The organism is Psychrobacter sp. P11G5 (genome assembly GCF_001593305.1).
Taxonomy (GTDB): domain Bacteria; phylum Pseudomonadota; class Gammaproteobacteria; order Pseudomonadales; family Moraxellaceae; genus Psychrobacter.
Map to the genome: position 1 here is coordinate 375,770 of NZ_CP012533.1, position 18,722 is coordinate 394,491.

Annotated in this window: 13 protein-coding genes; 6 read left to right on the top strand and 7 right to left on the bottom strand. The window is 41.6% G+C overall.

What is annotated here, in order from left to right:
- Positions 1–134 precede the first annotated feature (134 nt).
- Positions 135–668, top strand: coding sequence for a hypothetical protein (locus AK825_RS01625; protein ID WP_068034169.1), 534 nt, complete (start codon positions 135–137; stop codon positions 666–668).
- A gap of 104 nt (positions 669–772) precedes the next feature.
- On the opposite strand, the gene AK825_RS01630 is transcribed toward AK825_RS01625, so the two are convergent.
- The 5 genes from AK825_RS01630 to AK825_RS01650 all read right to left on the bottom strand — a co-directional run bounded on the left by AK825_RS01630 (position 773) and on the right by AK825_RS01650 (position 6,946).
- On the bottom strand, positions 773–1,522 hold the full coding sequence (locus AK825_RS01630; protein ID WP_227514098.1) for a YsnF/AvaK domain-containing protein: 750 nt from the start codon (positions 1,520–1,522) through the stop codon (positions 773–775).
- A gap of 318 nt (positions 1,523–1,840) precedes the next feature.
- The gene (locus tag AK825_RS01635) at positions 1,841–2,689 is read right to left on the bottom strand and encodes a PRC and DUF2382 domain-containing protein (protein WP_068034172.1); all 849 of its coding nucleotides are present in this window, start codon (positions 2,687–2,689) and stop codon (positions 1,841–1,843) included.
- A gap of 535 nt (positions 2,690–3,224) precedes the next feature.
- The gene (locus tag AK825_RS01640) at positions 3,225–4,406 is read right to left on the bottom strand and encodes a thiolase family protein (RefSeq protein WP_068034174.1); all 1,182 of its coding nucleotides are present in this window, start codon (positions 4,404–4,406) and stop codon (positions 3,225–3,227) included.
- 155 nt (positions 4,407–4,561) lie between these two features.
- Positions 4,562–5,902 carry a homoserine dehydrogenase gene (locus AK825_RS01645; protein WP_068034176.1) on the bottom strand — a complete coding sequence of 447 codons (1,341 nt, stop codon included), beginning with the start codon at positions 5,900–5,902 and terminating at the stop codon, positions 4,562–4,564.
- Positions 5,903–6,073: 171 nt separating this feature from the next.
- A complete protein-coding gene (locus AK825_RS01650; RefSeq protein WP_068034179.1) occupies positions 6,074–6,946 on the bottom strand; it encodes a DsbC family protein in 873 nt (290 codons plus the stop codon).
- Between the two features lie 484 nt (positions 6,947–7,430).
- Between AK825_RS01650 and AK825_RS01655 the strand changes: the two genes are divergently transcribed.
- Positions 7,431–8,354 carry a DUF808 domain-containing protein gene (locus tag AK825_RS01655; RefSeq protein WP_068034182.1) on the top strand — a complete coding sequence of 308 codons (924 nt, stop codon included), beginning with the start codon at positions 7,431–7,433 and terminating at the stop codon, positions 8,352–8,354.
- A 215-nt stretch (positions 8,355–8,569) separates the two neighbouring features.
- Here the strand turns inward: AK825_RS01655 and AK825_RS01660 are convergent, their stop codons facing one another.
- Positions 8,570–12,841 (bottom strand): Rne/Rng family ribonuclease, encoded by a 4,272-nt coding sequence (locus AK825_RS01660; protein WP_068034185.1) that lies wholly within the window; start codon positions 12,839–12,841, stop codon positions 8,570–8,572.
- Between the two features lie 1,257 nt (positions 12,842–14,098).
- On the opposite strand from AK825_RS01660, the gene AK825_RS01665 reads away from it, so the two are divergent.
- Both AK825_RS01665 and AK825_RS01670 read left to right on the top strand, forming a co-directional pair.
- Entirely contained in the window at positions 14,099–15,109 is a 1,011-nt protein-coding gene (locus AK825_RS01665; RefSeq protein WP_068034187.1) for an RluA family pseudouridine synthase, read from the top strand.
- Positions 15,110–15,262: 153 nt separating this feature from the next.
- Entirely contained in the window at positions 15,263–15,931 is a 669-nt protein-coding gene (locus tag AK825_RS01670) for an HAD-IA family hydrolase (protein ID WP_068034190.1), read from the top strand.
- 133 nt (positions 15,932–16,064) lie between these two features.
- On the opposite strand, the gene yihA is transcribed toward AK825_RS01670, so the two are convergent.
- A complete protein-coding gene (gene yihA / locus AK825_RS01675; protein WP_068034192.1) occupies positions 16,065–16,838 on the bottom strand; it encodes a ribosome biogenesis GTP-binding protein YihA/YsxC in 774 nt (257 codons plus the stop codon).
- Between the two features lie 449 nt (positions 16,839–17,287).
- Here yihA and AK825_RS01680 point away from each other — a divergent pair, with 449 nt between their 5' ends.
- Positions 17,288–17,623, top strand: a complete 336-nt coding sequence (locus AK825_RS01680; protein WP_068034194.1) for a c-type cytochrome — start codon at positions 17,288–17,290, stop codon at positions 17,621–17,623.
- A gap of 334 nt (positions 17,624–17,957) precedes the next feature.
- Positions 17,958–18,626 (top strand): c-type cytochrome, encoded by a 669-nt coding sequence (locus AK825_RS01685; protein WP_068034196.1) that lies wholly within the window; start codon positions 17,958–17,960, stop codon positions 18,624–18,626.
- The last annotated feature ends 96 nt before the right edge of the window (positions 18,627–18,722 follow it).

Below are 18,722 nucleotides of genomic sequence, written 5' to 3' on the forward strand. Positions count from 1 at the left end.
TAGGTATTTTTACGAATATTGATTGGCTACATAGCTAAAACTTTAGTATTTTGCCGTTATTGTTTACAAATTCAGCATAGGCGCGCATATACGGACACGGTATAGTATTTAACATATAAATCTGGGAGATAATAATGAATCTAGGACAATTAAAACAATTGCGTACTACCGCATTTATGACTGGTTTACTTGCCAGTGCCATTACTATCAGTGCTTGCCAGCAGCAGCAAGAGCCAGAGCCGAGCCTAGAGGACAGTATCAATGCTGAAGAGTCAGTGCCGATGTCAGCTGATCCAGCTGATCCTAGTGATACCGTGGTAGAAACTGATGATGCATCGCTCAATGAAGTAGAGGATGATACGGTTGCCAATGTTAATACTGGTTTGACGCAGATGACTTACTTATGCTCACCTGAGCTAAAAGTCGAAGCGACTTATAAAGACGAAACTAACCAAGTAGTCATTGGTACAGATAAGGGTACAGTCACATTGGCGCAAACCAATGAAGGCAGCAACCCTGAAGTATTCGAAGTCGCCTCAGCTATGGATGGTGGTGAAGGCTTTACCCAGTGGCGCGTCGCTCATGAAGAGCGTGAAACAGGTGTAATACGTACAGCAGGCGCGGACGAATCTAAGGTGAACACTTACGAGTGTAAGACGAATAAATAAATGAGATTAAATAGGTTAAGATTGATACCAAGTCATTTCTTCAGCCACAAAAAAAGCAACGTTCGCGTTGCTTTTTTTGTGGCTATCTTTTGCTAAAAACGAGCTTATTTCTTATGGACACGTGATGCTTCATGTTCCAAAAACCCTTCTTCTATTACGTCTAGCTCTTCATGTTTTAACTCAACCTGAATGCTATCTGTATGCGTATGCGTGGTTTTATTGACTTCAATTTCTTGAATAGCATAAGTATCTTTAGTAATAGTCGCAACTTGGCGTGACAAAACGATTTCAACAGGCTCATCGCCCACTTCTATTTGCTTACCATTAATAGTGACTACTGCTTTACTGTCTAATGATGGCTCAACATGACGTAAGATGTCTTTCTCATCGTAACTACCTGAGAGCAGATCTTGGCTTTCTGCGTCATTATATTCGGTACGAATAGTGACGTACTCTTCTACTAGCTCAATTGGTACTTCAATCGTCTTAGTACGAGTATGCTTAGTCACTGTTACTTTACCAACATCCAAGCGTTCCTTATTAACGACAGGACGCTCTTCTAGCAGCTCTAGATGATGATTAACGGCATTTTGGTTGTTAATATCTAAGTTATTAGCATTTAGGTTATCAGTATCTAGGTGATTAGTATCTAAGTTATTAATAGAATTATCTGAAGTAGCATTTAGCATGGTAACGCTATCTACTGAGTCATGAGGTGCTGGTAATTTATTTTCAGCAGCATGGTCTTCTATTTTTGCTGTAGTTGCTGATGGCGATGCTGCATCCAGCTTTTGACTGGCATTCTCATTCATACTATCTATATTGTAGCCCGCTTTATTGTAGTCAGCATTCATAGTTATCTCCCTTATTATTTAAAATCGTTTTGTTGAGTAGAATGAAGCTATTGATAACTAATGTACAACTTGTAGCTAATGTAGAACAGAATATCTGTCTTACATTATCTTTATCATAGCCTTTTCAATAACTAAATCTATAAATTTATCTTAAATAGGATTTATATCAAGATAATCTTTTGACGTAAAAAGCAAAAAAGGCCAGAGACAAACTCTGACCTTAATCTGCTAAGTTTTTACCCTTAGCTATGCTATATATTCACGCTACCTTATCGTAGCTATCCTATATCATATTAAGATAAACGATAGAGCAGAATATTACATGCCACGTGCGCTACGTACGTCTTCAGCAGTGATACCATCACGGTCTACGATATTGCCTTCACGGTCAACCACGTTGCCATCGTTGTCAATATCTAGCTCTTCACGTTGGATAGTCTCAACGATAGTTTCAGTACGATGTTGAGTCGTTTTACCCACGTTTACTTCCTCTGTAACGTAAGTTTCTTTACTGACGCGAGCACGTTCAGCTTCTAGCTCAACTTCGATAGTTTCATTACCGTTGACATCACCGATACGGCGTTCTGTTGGACGATCCACGTTGGTACGTTGGATATTGGCGTGTTCTTCTTCGAGATCTACTTCAACGTTACGCTCTTCAGTCACAACATGCTTACCGACTCTTACTAGACCTGCGACGATACGGTCTTTATTTACCGATAGACGCTCTTCTAGTAGCTCTAAAGTATTCGGTGCGTTGTAAGCGTGATCGGCAACTTCCATACGCTCTTCAGCAGGAATGGAGTCAGCGACAAATGCTTGACGATCTCTTTCATACTGCTCTTTGTAGCTATACTGATAGTCATGGTCATACTCTTCCATGGCATCAACTTGTGACTTAGTTAGACTATCAAAGAAAACGTCATCACCAACGATACGCGCTAAACCTGCTGGTACTAAAACTTCTTTTGAGCTAAACCAGCCGCCTGCATCGACTATTAGATAACGGATACGACCAGTAGTATCTTCTACTAATGCACCGTCAATTTTACCGATTTTTTCTTCGTTGACGCCATAGGCAGTTTTGCCTGTTGGGTCATAATAGTCATCACCAATAAGGTCACGGTGAGTAGCTTGGATGTCTTGTAAGCGAATTAGTTGGCTCATTATTGTCTTCCTTTTTTATGAGTAAATAGTTATTTGTAATTAGAATAAAATATAAAACAATGGCGTTAACAAATAACGCCGATTATAAATCTGTCGTTGAAGTATTAATAATGAACTGGCTTTTACCTTGTTTCATTATTTGCAGCAAATTACTGTAAGGAGGCAATGATTTTCTATTGCGCAGTTGCTCAATCAACTTGTAATTATCGTAACACCGTGATTTTCTTTGAGATATATGAACAAGGTAGCAAAGTGTTCGACTGACGTAATTGCGTGTAATAGGCTGTAAGTGCCATAACATCGATTGGGTATAAGTTAACGCGTTTTTACACTGATAAGTATTTGCTACACGTTTGCTAGTTTTTAGGCACAAAAAAACCGCACTGTGCGCTGACAATGCGGTGATTTGGACGTTAAAGCTAAAATATATAACTTATATAAGTTGTTAAAGTTATTTATTAAAATTATCTGACATTTCTAATTTAAACTCTCTAACAATCTTATGAGTTGAGCGACTAACGATTTAAGCTAATGACTAAGCCAATTCGATAGCTACAGCTACTGCTTCACCGCCACCGATACATAAGGTTGCAATGCCTTTCTTGCCGCCAGTACGCTGTAACGAGTTGATAAGCGTTACTAAAATACGCGCGCCTGAACACCCTACAGGGTGACCTAGTGCACAAGCACCACCTTCGATATTGACTTTAGCATGATCGATATTTAACGCATCCATAGTCGCCATCGTGACCATAGCAAAAGCTTCGTTGATTTCCCAAAGATCGACATCTTCTACTGTCCAATCTGCATTAGCCAATACTTTTTCGATAGCACCAATCGGGGCAATCGTAAATTCACTTGGATGACGTGAGTTAGAAGCAGTAGCAATGATACGAGCTTGGTAATCTAAACCTTCAGACTTCGCTTGTGACTCTTTCATCATAACGACTGCAGCTGCACCGTCTGAGATTGAGCTGGCATTAGCGGCAGTGATAGTACCTTCTTTAGCAAAGGCAGGACGTAACGTAGGAATACGCTCAGCGTTTGCAAGACCTGGTTCTTCGTCATTCTCAACCGTCTGTTCGCCTTTACGAGTCTCAAAAGTGACCGGCTCAATCTCGTTTTTGAAATGCCCGTCTTTGATAGCAGTCAATGCACGGTTTAGTGATTCGATAGCAAACTCGTCCATTTGCTCACGCGTATAGCCTTTTTCGTCAGCCATTTCTTGTGCAAACTGACCCATTAGGCGACCAGTTTCTGCATCTTCTAAGCCGTCTAAAAACATATGGTCTTTAACTTCTTTGTGACCCATACGGTATCCGCCACGTGATCCTGGCATGATATAAGGTGCATTGGTCATCGACTCCATACCACCAGCGACAGCGACATTGAAGCTGCCAGCTTTAATACCATCATGCGCTTGCATAACGGCTTTTAGACCTGAACCACAAAGCTTATTAATTGTGACTGCACCAGTCGCATCAGGCAAGCCTGCTTTACGCATCGCTTGACGAGCAGGGCCTTGACCTAAACCAGCGGTCAAGATACAACCCATAATGACTTCGTCAACACTATCAGTGCTCACGCCTGAACGCTCAACAGCCGCTTTGATTGCAGCAGCGCCTAAATCTGTAGCACTAACGTCTTTTAGAGCGCCTTGAAAGCTACCCATTGGCGTACGAGCACCGTTGATAATTACAATTGCATCGTTAGACATCGTTATTCTACCTTGTTTGCTTATTTTGAATTAAAACTCAGCGTTTTAGATTAACACTGTGCCTCACTAATTGTTAATGAAGAATCATTGTTATAATGCGTACTAATAAATCAAAATTCAAGTGGTGGCTTTAATTAACAATCAACTATACAGGTTTATTGTGCCAGTTCATCTAAACGAATACGCACAACCTTGTCAGTGACCGCAGCAAGCTTTTCAATCTTGGCAATGGCTAGATTCATTTGGCTTTCAACTACTGGTAGCGTCAAGATAATGACAGGTACTTGGCCGAGTTTGTGCGCAGGCTTTTGTAAAATAGCATCAATGTTGATACCAGCATCACTCAAGATACGTGTGATATCTGCTAACACGCCTGGATTATCATAAGCATGCACACGCAAATAGTAGCCAGTCGTCATCTGTTCTGCACGTAATATTGGCGTGTCAGAGAGTTGCTCAGGCATAAAGGCTAAGTGTGGTACATGATGACTACGTTGGCTATGATCGTTTGTACCCAACACGCGTACAAGATCCATAACATCTGCCATCACTGCTGAGGCAGTTGCGCCTGCACCTGCGCCATCACCGCAATAAAGCGTTTGCCCAAGTGGATGCGAATTAACCAATACAGCGTTCTTTACGCCATTGACATTGGCAAGTAAAGCGTCTTGCGGGATAAGCGTCGGATGTACACGCAGCTCAATACCAGCACTGCCTTGTTGCCCATCTTCATTATTTCTACGAACGGCAAAGCCTAAATGCTTGATACGATAACCTAGCTCTTCAGCATAGTTTACGTCTTGTAAGGTGATACCAGTAATACCTTCACAATATACCTTGTCAAACTGTAGCGGAATACCAAAAGCGATAGAGGCGAGTAGTGCAAGCTTGTGCGCAGCATCAATACCTTCGACATCAAATGTCGGGTCAGCTTCTGCATAACCAAGCTCTTGTGCTTCTACTAAGACGTCTTCAAATGGACGGCCTTTATCACGCATTTCAGTCATGATAAAGTTGCCCGTACCATTAATAATGCCAGCCAGCCAATCGATTTTATTGGCTGCAAGCGCTTCACGCATGACTTTAATAATAGGAATACCACCTGCCACTGCTGCTTCATAAGCCACATGCACATCATGTGCTTCGGCTAAAGCGAATATCTCATTACCATGTTCAGCAAGTAAGGCTTTATTGGCGGTCACTACATGCTTACCATTTTTGATAGCATGCATAATAATGTCTTTGGCCAAAGTTGTGCCACCAATCACTTCGATGACAATATCAACGTTATCACTAGCCGCTATCGCCATTAAGTCGTCATTTTGGATAATGCTAGGATCAATATCATCACGCTGACGTCGCGTACCGACTTCAGTAATAATAATTTCGCGTCCGCTGCGACGCTTAAGCTCGGCTAAATTGTCATTAATTAGATTGACCACGCCAGTACCGACGGTACCTAGGCCAAGTATCGCTAGTTTGATGGATTTACTCACAGTATCCTCAGAAAATTAGATGATTGAATAGAAAATAGATGTCGTTTCGCTGGTGTTAGCTTTAGTGATATCGCCATATGTATGTGGCGCTTCACCGTATCATACCGACAAGCAGTTGCTGCGTCTACCCAAACTGACTGCCACCAAAGTCAACAATATCAGGGCAAACGACTAGCTTGCATCAATCGCTGTTTGTGCCAATTGCGCGGCTGGTAAATAACCACCGATTTGTTGTCCAGACTCGGTAAAGATGGCAGGCGTACCGCGTACGCCAAGACGTGCCCCAAGTGCTATTTGCTCTTGTACTGGACTGTCACAGCTAGGGCCTGATAAATTGGCGCCTGACTTAGCCTGATTCATCGCGGCAACACGATCTTCGCTACACCAGATTGCTTCCATTTTTGGAATACTTCCTTCACTACGAGGCCATGCTAAATAGCGTACTTCAATCCCTAAGGCATTAATCTCGTCCATTTCTGAATGTAGCTTGGTGCAATAAGGGCAGTCAGCATCGGTAAAGGAGTAGACAATTGATTTAGTTTCGCCTTTCGCAGGATAAATAATCATGTCTTTTTTATCGACAGCTTTAAGAGCATCTTGCGCTGTGCGAGCAACTAATGTGCCACTAATATCAACAGGCTCTCCTTGGCCAACAGAGATGATTTGCCCTTGGATAATGTGCTTGCCTGATTTATCAGTAAAAAATGCTGGCAATCCTTCAGCGGTCACCCAGTAAATACCCTCCATATCTGTCGCTACTGCTGAGATAATTTTTTCTTCAATACCAGACGCTTTTAGGTTTGCTTGTAATGATTTGACGACCGACTGGTCACTATTGGCATCAGCAGCAGGTTTAGAAGAGCTGGTAGCACTACTTGCTTTGGTACTACTTACCGCAGTAGTTTTGCTAGTTGCATCAGCAGTGTTGTTTGAGCAACCTGTCGCGACAACTACCAATAGTGCACTTATTATGGCTTGTGACAGCTTGTGACGAGCAAGAGTATTCGCAGGTTTTGCAATGGTAGATATAAAGGGTAAGGACATACGGCATTTCCTATAGGCAGGCGCGCTTAATCACGATTTGAGCATTAAAGTTTATATTAAAAAGGGCGTTATGAGATGTTTAATACATGAGAAATTAAGTATATAACCTCTAAGATATAACACGCTAATCATTACAATGGATTATTATCATTTTGATTATAAAGTAAAAATAAGTCATAACATCAATAGTAATAAAGTGCCATATACTAACATATTTTTATAAATGACAGCCAAAACCAAAATTCAGCTAACTAATAATTTGGTTAGAGATAAACAAAAAAGTAATATAAGCTACATTCCTACTATTTCATATATCGCAGTAGCTAAGTAGGCTACAGTAAATATTATTAACTAATATTAGCAATTACCTTAGTTGCTACTTATCATTGTTATTTATCACTTATTTATTAGTGTTGATGACTATTATAAGAAGCAACTTTCATACCCATTCAATATTTAAGCGATTTTACGCTAAGGAGAGAGCATGGCAGGTGCCAGTTTATTAACCCTACTCGATGATATCAGTGTGATATTAGATGATGTTTCAGTTATGACCAAGGTGGCAGCCAAAAAAACTGCTGGCGTGTTGGGTGATGACCTCGCGCTTAACGCTGAACAAGTCACAGGTGTCAAAGCAAATCGAGAACTACCAGTCGTTTGGGCAGTAGCGAAAGGTTCATTTGTTAATAAACTTATTTTAGTACCAGCTGCGCTACTTATTAGTGCTGTCTATCCGCCGTTAATCACATTTCTATTGATGTGTGGCGGGTTATTTTTGGTTTATGAAGGTGCTGAGAAAGTTATACATCGGTTTTGGCCGCATGCCTTGCCGCATGATGAGGAACAGAATGCGCGCCGGCAGGCCAATGCTGATGAAACAGTGGATTTGGTAGCGTTTGAAAAAGAAAAAATCAAAGGCGCTATACGTACTGATTTTATTTTGTCAGCAGAGATTATTGTGATTGCACTAGGCTCGACGGCGAGCGCCACACTATTAGAACGTAGTCTTGTGCTTTCTATTCTAGCGATTGGTATTACCGTCGGTATTTACGGCTTAGTTGCTGGTATTGTCAAAATAGATGATGCAGGTTTACATTTAATGGAACAAGAAAGTAGTTTTAAACAAAAACTAGGTAAAGTGATGTTTGCTGCTGCGCCTAAACTGATGAAATTCTTATCTATCGCTGGCACGTTAGCGATGTTCTTAGTCGGTGGTGGCATCTTAGTTCATGGCATTAGCTTTTTGCAACATGGAGTAGAGGACTTAGCAGATTTAACAGGTATCTTTGAAAGTGTGACTACTACGCTATTAAATGGTTTGATTGGCTTCATCATTGGTGCTGTCGTTGTTGGTATTTTTACTATCGTTGGTAAATTACGCGGTAACAACGGAGCTTCGGCCCATTAATAATATTTATCTACTACAGTGCCAGAATTTATCATGTTGTAGGGTTCATAATCTTTTGACTTATTCCTTAATACTTTATTAAATGAGTCGGAAAAGCGTTAGATATAGGTTATAAAAATCTAAAAAAAAGCCCCAAAGTTATGAGTAACTTTGGGGCTTTTTCTATGGTTAAGTATAAGATGGCTATGAAAGTCATCTTATATTAATGCTAATAATTAACTTTCGCTATCTGAATTATCATTTTCTGATTTCTCAGCTTGTGTTGGCTTCACGTGGTCAGTCTTTGGTTTACGACTGCGTGCTTTTGGAACCTTTGGCGTGGTCAAATTAAACATGCCAGTTTGTGGCAGCAGCTGCTCAGCGACACTTTCAATCATATTTTTATAACTGGCAATAGTCGTCTTAGATTTACCGGCTTGACTGTCCTCTTTGATAGAGTCAGTAAGCTCAACAGCCTTGTTTTCTTCTAGCATTTGATCAGCTTTTAGTAATTGCTCACTTTCAGTACTGATATCGTCTGCTTGTACCTCACTGGTCAATGCTGCTGCTTCAGTTTCATGAGCATCAATTTGACCATTGTCAGCTTGAATAGCCTCATTCTCAGTTTCAGCAGTTTCAGCAGTTTCAGCAGTTTCAGATGGAGCATCGTTGACAGTCTCAGCCATTTCAGACGTCTCAGCAGCATTAATCTCTACTATCTCTTGAGATTGAGTATCTGATTTTGGCTCCACAAGCGACTCATCAGGAACGTTCAATGTCGCCTGCTTTGGTTCGTCAGCATGATAATCAGGATGCTGTCCACGTGGGTCATTGCTAGCACGCTTGCCAATAGCACGTGGTGCAACCTCTGTTTTACCTTGCGCTGCTGCAAACTGACTGACTGCTTGGGTCATCGCATCAAAGCGAGTCAAGTAATCAGCATCTAGAGGCTGATAACCATAGTTGCTAAAGTCAAAAGTTTTATCATTAACACTATCAACGTCACCAACTTCAACAGCAGCAGGTTTGGCTTGCTGAGTATGCGCCTCAATAGCATCAATGAAGCAACTAATCACCCCATTATCCGCTAAGCGGCTTTGTGCATCTGCTAACGTCGCATGAATGAACTCACCAACAGTACCGCGAATAGTAGTCGGTACGGTGCTTGCTACAGTGCTTGCTTTAGCATCTGACTCAGCTACTGGTGCTGACTGCTGACGACGTACTACACGAGGATCATTGCTTGCTTGCCCGAATTTCTGAGCGGCCACATAACGTGTAGCAAATAATGCATCATGAGTAAGCGTGAGTACAGCGCCATTCTTTGTCTTGCTGTTGTCTACCTCACTATTACTGTTTACATCACTATTAGTGTCTGCATTGCTATTATTTGCAGTGCTACTTTTAGTGCTGCTAGTTGCTTCAACTTCACTATTATCGTCAGATTGCTGAGCATCGACTGACGCTTTTGTCGTATCTGCTTTAGCCGTTTCTGACGCTTGTGCTGACTCTTTCACCGATTCTGTAGCGATTGTTTTAGCATCAGAGACTTTTTCACTCTGCTCAACCGATGATTTATTGTCCTCAGTTGGCTTTGCTTTGTGCTCGTTACTCTGTTGTTTTTCGTCGGCTAAGCGTTCAGTCGATTCGGTTTTAACCGTGTCGGTATCTGTGCTCTCAACCTTTTTGGTTACTGTCTCTTTCGACTTATCGTCATTACGTGGTGTAGCCGTTAGGTCTTTATCATCGACAGCTACATTAGGCTCAGCTTCTTGCATATCCGTAGGTTTATGCGCCGTTTGTCCAGACTTGCTATCATCTAAAGACAGATGTACCACTTCTGATGCTTTAAGCTTAGTCGGCGCTTCGTTGACCTGTAATATGACTTCGTTAGGATCTTGGTTGCGTCGAGCACTTGCCTGCGACTTACCGTTCGTAGCTGATTGTTGATTGCTTTGCTTCGCATTATTGTCAGCTGTTAAGGTCTCGCCACGTTCAAGCTTACCACGTGAGTTACGCTGACTATGTGGTTTGCGCTTCGTACGAGATTGCTCTTCAGTGGCAGTATCGTCCTGACTTTCGCTATCATTCCGATTATGCTGGCGATTGTCCTGACGGTTGTCTTGGCGATTACGATTACGATCGTTACCGCGTTTATTGTCGTGCTCACGCTTATTTTGTGTATCAGACTGAGTGCTGTCATTTGTACTGTCTGTGCTGTTATCTACACTATCATTGTCATCGCGTTGTTCTTTTCTTTGACGCGGCTTAGATGATCTTGATTTGCGTGGCTTACGCTTTCTTCTGTCGTCGCCATTGCTGTCTTTATTATCGTCGCCATTATCACTGTCATTGTCAGCACTGCCTCTTGACTGCTGAGTTACAGCTTGAGCATGGTTGTCGTCTTGTGGGCGTACGTTTTGCTGATGACTATCCTGCGTTGATGATGGACGTTGGTTATTATCCAATGCCGTATTATCAACTTGACCGAACGAACCTAAGCTCTGGGCACCAGTATTAACTAACGCTTCAATAGCTTCCGCTGCATCACGACTACTAATACTATTTGCAGTTTGTGCTTGTGGCGCTTGGGCAAACAGATTAGATAACCAAGCGACAGCTTTTGGCTGCGCAGCAGGTACAGACTGAGTGGCTACAGAAGTAGGGGTCGTTTGGTTTTTTAGCGGAACGTTATTTGTAGCAGCACGCGTTGAAGAGACTTGGGTGCTTTCATTGTTGCTTTGGCTATTATTGTTATTTTGATTACGATTATTACTATGGCTAGCTGCGCTCTTTGTTTCAGTGCTTGAGCTAGAGTTTTGGTTGTTACTCTGGCCACTAGCTGCTGGCTGTGAGCGGCCGCTATTTTGATTGTTTGAGCGATCGTCTGTTTGACTGCCTTGATTGTCAGCTGTCTTACGTGGCTGACGAGTAGGTTGCTGCTCAGGACGTTCTTTTTCCGCAGTCTGCCAATCGACATCGTAACCAAGGTCGCTATGCTCTTGTTGCTGAGTATCTGTAATACGCTCATAGCTTGTCGGTGCAAAACCATCACGGTTGAAGTGTAGTTTAAAGTTAGGCGATTCTAGATGAGCATGCGGCAGGATAGTAATACGTGTGCCGCTGTCTTGTTCGAGATAAACCAAGCTGTCGCGTTTTTCATTCAATAAGAACGCAGCGATATCAGTAGGTACTTCCGCTTGCACTTCGCCTTGACGCTCTTTAAGAGCGATTTGCTCAATTTGACGCATGATAGATAGCGATAGTGAGCGCAGATCACGAATCATACCATTGCCGTGGCAACGTGGGCAGATGTAACCGGTAGACTCTTCTAATGATGGGCGCAGACGTTGACGACTCATCTCCATCAAACCAAATTTGGATATCTCACCAAATTGGACACGAGCACGGTCATATTTGGTCGCATCAACTAGACGCTTTTCGACTTCTTTTTGATGCTTATTGTCATTCATGTCAATAAAATCAATGACAATCAAGCCACCCATATCACGTAGGCGTAACTGACGCGCAATCTCATCGGCTGCTTCTAAATTGGTATGATACGCGGTCTCAGCGACGTCTGAACCTTTAGTAGACTTAGCGGAGTTAATGTCAATTGAAACTAAGGCCTCAGTTTGGTCGATGACAATAGAGCCGCCAGATGGCAAACGTACTTCACGCTGATAGGCTGTCTCAATCTGCTTTTCAATATTAAAACGCGCAAACATAGGCTCGTAGTCCGTATATTTACGGAGTTTGTCTGCTTGTGTTGGCATGACTGCATCAATAAATCCTGCCGCTTCAATGTAAGCGTTTTCGTTATCGATCCAAATCTCAGCGATATCATCACGTAGATAATCACGTACTGCACGTGTGACAACGCCTGCTTCTTGATGAACTAAGCGCGGTGAAGGGTACTTTTGGTTTTGTTCTTGGATAGCTTGCCAGATGTTAAGCAAATGGTTGAGATCGTGTTGCAAATCTTCCTGGGTCTTGCCAATACCTGCAGTACGAATGATAACACTCATGCCTTTAGGTAAATCAAGATTGCTCAGCATACGCTTCATATCTTCGCGTAGTTTGCCAGAGATTTGACGTGAGATACCACCACCACGAGGGTTATTTGGCATCAATACAAGATAGCGACCAGCCAATGATACATAAGTCGATAGGGCAGCGCCTTTATTGCCGCGCTCTTCTTTTTCGACTTGGACTATTAGCTCATCGCCTTCTTTGATAAGTTTTTTGATGTTTTCATCACGTGGATTGCCGCTAAGGTATTCGGCAGAAATCTCACGAATAGGCAAAAACCCTTGACGCTGTGAACCGTATTCAACGAATACTGCTTCAAGCGACGGCTCGACACGGGTCACATGACCTTTATAAATGTTGGATTTTTTTTGCTCGCGGGTACGGTTTTCTAAATCGAAATCGTAAAGATGGTTGCCTTTACATAAGGCGACACGAATTTCTTCGTTTTGAGTGGCGTTAATCAGAATGCGTTTCATACTATTATCCTATGAGTACACAGGACAACGACAAGAAAGACATTATATTGAATGATTCTGAACTGAAAACTCTGATGTTAAGCGGCTTTTATGATGAAAAGCATTAACGGTTTATCCAGACTGTCAATTGGACAGCAATCAATATAAAAATAATCAAAGTAAAGTAGCAGTGGCAAGTGACGCTAATATTGAGATTAGCTGAAAATACAAGATATCAGTTGAGCACAAAGCTCGGATAATATTGAATAAATAAAAGGATTGAATTAAGTGGCGGTCAAATGACAGACTATCTATCAATTGCTTGCGACTGACTCAAAACTTACTAACTGTGTTTAAGCATACTAAAATGATTGTTCTAAATAATCTGGATACAGAGTGTAAGGCTGTAACGTTATCTACTGTAATACTTTAACTGCTATCAATGATTGCGCCTAAAGTATTAACCCCTAATGCTAATTGTTTTGTATAGGCTCAGAGGACTGACTATTAACACATTGTCATCGTAAGCTTTATAAAAGTTATTAACATCTAAAGTGGTGAAGTGCGTTTAATATACTTTGTAAGGGTTTATTAAAGCGCCTGCCACGTGGTCACAATTAATTCGCCATTCTGTTTATTTTCTAAACTTTAAATTCGGCAAACCTCTTAATATTAGCTCAAATCAATTCAATTATTTTATCTATTATTTTATAACATCTATGTATTTTGGTGTCTTAGGTTATGAGTGCCACTGCGCTGTTATTCAGCGGGGCGTACTTGGCAAACAGAATAGGTAACCGGCTCATCAGCTCGGTAGGGTATACATTCTATGTGATATCTATTATATCTGTTTGACCGCCAATATTCAGGCAGCTCTAAACTCTTAACTTTGGACTACCATCACTTACTCAGCTGCGCTTGCCTACATGATTACAAATCAAGTCGTGGTCGTGCGCTAAATGAGTAGTTGTGTGTTGCTATCGCTTGATAAATGGACATGTTTGTCAGTATTATCAATACGATTATGTTTGGTATAAATACCATTTATTGGGCACTATGCTATGTATTACTAGGCATGTTGCTCTAAAAATTAGATGATGCGTGCAAAATTAGCGTGATTGACAACGGGTGCCTCGTTACTAGCAAGTAATAAAGATGGCGATAAGTTGTTCAGGACAATGGTTATTATTGCCACAGCCTCTGCTTAATTGGCGCTCAACATGCTAAACTATAACAAATCTTTCTGTAAATACCTAACTAAAAATGACAAATTCAAAAATGACTGACGACGCGCCCATCCATGAAGCCCCTGCTATCTTTAATAGCAAAACTCGTCCGCAAAGCGCTGATGATGAGATTAGTAACTTCGGAAAGGTTAATTACCTTGAAGTAACACGCCATCAGCACGACCAACGCTTGGATAATTTTTTGTTAAACCGCCTAAAGGGTTTGCCAAAATCTCATATCTACAAAATGATTCGCTCAGATGAAGTTCGAGTGAACAATAAGCGTTGTAAAGCGCATGATAGAGTGGAGCGTGATGATGTAGTACGCATTGCACCTGTACAGCTAGCGACTCGTGAGAAACCGATTATCAGTGCTGAGTTTGCTAAAAGCCTGCTAGAACGTGTAGTTTACGAAGACGATGGATTGCTAGTGCTCAATAAGCCGTCTGGCATCGCGGTGCATGGTGGTAGCGGTCTTGATTTTGGTGTTATTGAAGCCATGCGTGAAGTGACTGGTAAAAAATATCTAGAGCTGATCCATCGTATCGATAAAGATACTTCAGGGCTGCTAATGATTTCTAAAAAGCGCTCAGCACTGAAAGTATTACAGCAGCATCTAGTAGATAAGACCATCCAAAAGCACTATCTATGTCTCGCTAAAGGGCAGCCTACGCTCAATGAGCAGCGCATTGATGCAGCATTACTACGTTATACACTTACTAGCGGTGAGCGCCGCGTCAAAGTGGATGCCCAAGATCCACAAGCTAAAGAAAGCCAAACTGATATTGTTGTACATAGCCGTTTTATGCTTGCCGGTCAGCCGGTGAGCTTGATTGAAGCTAAGCCATTAACAGGGCGCACGCATCAAATTCGGGTACATTTAGCTCATATCGGTCATGCTATCTTGGGTGATGATAAGTATCATGTACATGACAAATCAGGCGTTCATCGTCTGTGTCTACATGCGTGGCGCTTAGATATTCCGGGTTATAAAACCATTACCGCACCGCTACCAGACGATATGGCAGATTGGTTGCCAGAGGATACCAAATTACCTGAATAATATTCAAGCGTTCGCCTTTAAGTTCAATTTAATTATTAAACGCTAAAAAACGTCACAATAACTTATTTATTTTCATCAAATAAGCTAGCGTGACGTTTTAGTATCTGTAACTCAGTATGTCCAATAGTTATTGCCATTCGCTAAGGTAAAGTCATGAGTAAAAAATTTAATCACAACTTGGCAGATAAGAGCCTAGTTATTTTTGATTGGGACGGGACCTTGATGGACTCAATTGGTTTAATCGTTGAGTCTATGCATGTGGCTGGAGAGGCACATGGTTTTCAGACGAATGATAAAGATGTGAAGGATATTATCGGTCTTAGCTTAATGAATGGTATTGAAATTTTATACCCGCAGGCAAACGATGTGCAAAGGCTGGCCATTCAACAGAGTTATGCTGATTATTATATTCCTAATAGTCATCGCACACCGTTTTTCACCCCTATAGAAGACATGTTGCAAACGTTGCAACAGCAGGGTCGTAAGCTTGCTGTAGCAACTGGTAAGAAAAGACGAGGGCTTGATAGAGTACTAGACGCCTCTGATAGTCATCGTTATTTTGAAATAACCCGCTGCGCTGACGAATCTGGCTCTAAGCCTGATCCGAAAATGCTTACTGATATCTTAAACCACACACAGCAGCAAATATCTGAAGCGGTATTTATTGGTGATAGTATTTATGATATTCAAATGGCAAGTAGCCTAGGGATGACTAGTATCGCCGTAAATTATGGTACCGCGACCAGCGTGGAGCTTGCCGCACAGCAGCCCACGTATCAGGTCGATACGCCAGAAGCATTGGTTGAGCTATTATGTGCTTAAGTAAAAACCAGCTTAAATAATAAAAAATGATAATAAAAAAAGGGCTAACCTGAACTGACCCCCATAAGTTGGACACAAATTATGGGGGTCGGTTCAACGAGGTTAGCCCTTTTTTTATTAAATACTATGAGATTTATTTGCTTTCTTCTTTAGAGCTATCTCTTTGCTGGACAGCATCTTTTTCGATTGCGTCTTCTAGCTCAGCGCCTTCTAGTAACGCAAAAGAGGACTCGATAATTTTGTCGGCTTCAAGCTGATACTCATACCAGTTGCCCATAACGCCTGCTAATTCATCAAGGCCTTCTTTTCTTAAAGCTGAAAATAACTGGATCGTACAGTTCAAACCCAGTTGTTTCAGTCTTTTACGTGTATTAAGCAAAGCATTTTTAGAGGCACCATACTTCAGCTTATCTGCTTTCGTTAATAAGATATGAACGGGCAGCTCACCCTCTTTTGCCCAACGTAGCATTTGCTCATCAAAGAATTTGAGTGGATGGCGAATGTCGGTCATCAGCACCAGACCTGCAAGGCTTGAGCGCGATACTAAATATTCTTCCAGTTCCACTTGCCATTCTTTTTTCATCTCAAGTGGTACGGCTGCATAGCCATAACCTGGCAAATCGACCAAACGCCTATCGGCATCACCAATATTAAAAAAGTTAATCATCTGCGTACGACCAGGCGTTTTTGATGAGCGTGCAAGTTGGCGCTGATTGGTTAACGCATTGATAGCGGAAGATTTACCCGCATTTGAGCGTCCTGCAAAAGCGACCTCTAACCCGATATCAGGCGGGCAAAGGCGAAAAGTAGGCGCTGACGTCATAAACTCAGTTTGCTGAATGCGATGACGGGCTTTGGTATTAAACGCCGCATGTTCAGCGGCAACATCTTTAAACGGGGTACTCATAAATGACTCATTAACAATCAAAAAGTTTAAAACGGAATTTGGGGTAGTAATGCAAAACAGGCTAAAGAAAAATAAATGATAAGTTGTAAAGGTAATTATATAGGCTTTGGAGTATTTTTTAATATAAATAAGTATCTAAATAAGCTAGTAGCGATACGATGACTTATTCATTGCCTTACTTAGTACTGTCGTTATATTTATAACAGCATAACACTAAAGTGAATTATGGCTTAGCAAAAATTATTGACACGGTCGTCAAGCGTTACTAATGCTAAACGCGATGACACTATTTTAACTCGACATATATCGTTACAATATAAGATGTAATAGAAGTGCATGATAATGGCAAGAAAAATAAGCGTTCTATTGCAGCTTCCATTAATAAGTTTTTTCATCAAACAATTGTAAAAATGAGTATTCCGTAGTTATTTAGCCAAAGGGGATATCGTATGCGGTTATTAAATATTAATCTTACTCAAATAGGGCGAGCCTTAGGCGGTAGTGTGGCTGCACTTGTATTAAGTATGGCTATGACAAGTAGTAATGCGGCAGCTGATATTCCGTCAACTTACAAAGACTCATGTGCGGCTTGTCATGACAGTGGCGCATTGAATGCTATCAAGAAAGGCGATAGCGCTCAATGGCAGCAGTTAATCAAGAAAAAAGGTATGCCCGCCCTGATTGACTCTGTAAAAGGGGGCATGATTCAGATGCCAGCAGGCGGATTATGTGATAGCTGTAGTGATGATGATTATCGCAAACTTATTGAATATATGAGTAAGTAAATAAGAGCCCCAGTTAGTCATACGCACGTAAAAAATAGAGCGCACGTTAGGATAACGGATAGCGCTTTTTGTTTTACTAGATATATAGTGAGGTTGTGCTGAGATAAAAACAGTTAGATGCTGTGATTAAGTAGGCAAATCATCTAAAGTCTTGCTATAATAATTGCAAATAAACCCTGATGTTAGTAAGTACTTTCAGGCTGCTTGTTATTAAGACCTCAAATCGTATGAGTTACCTTATCGAACTGTAGGTGTGCTCTTACGATTTTTTGAGTGTCCTGTTAATACAATCAATCTAGATAATGCTTACGGCGAGTTAGTAGGATCTGTATCAATGAAAAAGTTAATCGCTGCCGCCAGCTTATGTGTTGCAAGTTTCAGCGTACAAGCTGTTATCACTGTTCCTGAATATGACGCTAATGCAGGTAAACAAATTGCAGAAACGGTATGTGCTGCCTGTCACGGTGTTGACGGTGTGAGTGCCATTCCAGCCCAGCCTAATCTTGGCGGTCAAAATGTAAAGTACTTATATAAGCAATTGGTCAACTTCAAGTCAGGGTATCGTAAAAACGGTATTATGCAGTCACAGGTTGCCAATTTGTCCCAGCAAGACCTTGCTAACGTGGCAGGATATTATTCTAGCCAAGCACCTTGGGGTGTAGGTTTTGGTAATCCTGCGACTAACCAAGAAGCGACTAAGCTGTACTTGGGCGGCGACAAATCACGCGGTGTGATTGGCTGTGCTGGTTGTCATGGTCCCGATGCTGCTGGTAATGAGTTTGCCGCTTTTCCACGTTTGGGTGGACAGCATGCTGAATATATCGCTACTCAACTGAAATTGTTCCGCGCTGCTGGCCGTGTAGATGATATTGCAAGCGATGACCAAAAACGTGTCAATGATGGAGCGAAAGAAGGCGAAATGGGTATGATGCAGACGGTAGCAGCAAGACTGTCAGATCGTGATATCCGTATTTTGTCAGACTATGTTAGCGCCATTCACTAAGTAGCTTTCATTTAGTTATTAAACCCCGTTTTCGGGGTTTTTTTATAGGTGCATATCCCCTATATTATAGAAAATCATACAGCGTCTTATAATTGG

What these genes read in the sequence shown, in the direction of transcription:
- AK825_RS01625 (WP_068034169.1), top strand. Translation starts at nt 135, where the DNA reads ATGAATCTAGGACAATTAAAACAATTGCGTACTACCGCATTTATGACT.
- AK825_RS01630 (WP_227514098.1), bottom strand. Translation starts at nt 1,522, where the DNA reads ATGAATGCTGACTACAATAAAGCGGGCTACAATATAGATAGTATGAAT.
- AK825_RS01635 (WP_068034172.1), bottom strand. Translation starts at nt 2,689, where the DNA reads ATGAGCCAACTAATTCGCTTACAAGACATCCAAGCTACTCACCGTGAC.
- AK825_RS01640 (WP_068034174.1), bottom strand. Translation starts at nt 4,406, where the DNA reads ATGTCTAACGATGCAATTGTAATTATCAACGGTGCTCGTACGCCAATG.
- AK825_RS01650 (WP_068034179.1), bottom strand. Translation starts at nt 6,946, where the DNA reads ATGTCCTTACCCTTTATATCTACCATTGCAAAACCTGCGAATACTCTT.
- AK825_RS01655 (WP_068034182.1), top strand. Translation starts at nt 7,431, where the DNA reads ATGGCAGGTGCCAGTTTATTAACCCTACTCGATGATATCAGTGTGATA.
- AK825_RS01660 (WP_068034185.1), bottom strand. Translation starts at nt 12,841, where the DNA reads ATGAAACGCATTCTGATTAACGCCACTCAAAACGAAGAAATTCGTGTC.
- AK825_RS01665 (WP_068034187.1), top strand. Translation starts at nt 14,099, where the DNA reads ATGACTGACGACGCGCCCATCCATGAAGCCCCTGCTATCTTTAATAGC.
- AK825_RS01670 (WP_068034190.1), top strand. Translation starts at nt 15,263, where the DNA reads ATGAGTAAAAAATTTAATCACAACTTGGCAGATAAGAGCCTAGTTATT.
- yihA (WP_068034192.1), bottom strand. Translation starts at nt 16,838, where the DNA reads ATGAGTACCCCGTTTAAAGATGTTGCCGCTGAACATGCGGCGTTTAAT.
- AK825_RS01680 (WP_068034194.1), top strand. Translation starts at nt 17,288, where the DNA reads ATGCGGTTATTAAATATTAATCTTACTCAAATAGGGCGAGCCTTAGGC.
- AK825_RS01685 (WP_068034196.1), top strand. Translation starts at nt 17,958, where the DNA reads ATGAAAAAGTTAATCGCTGCCGCCAGCTTATGTGTTGCAAGTTTCAGC.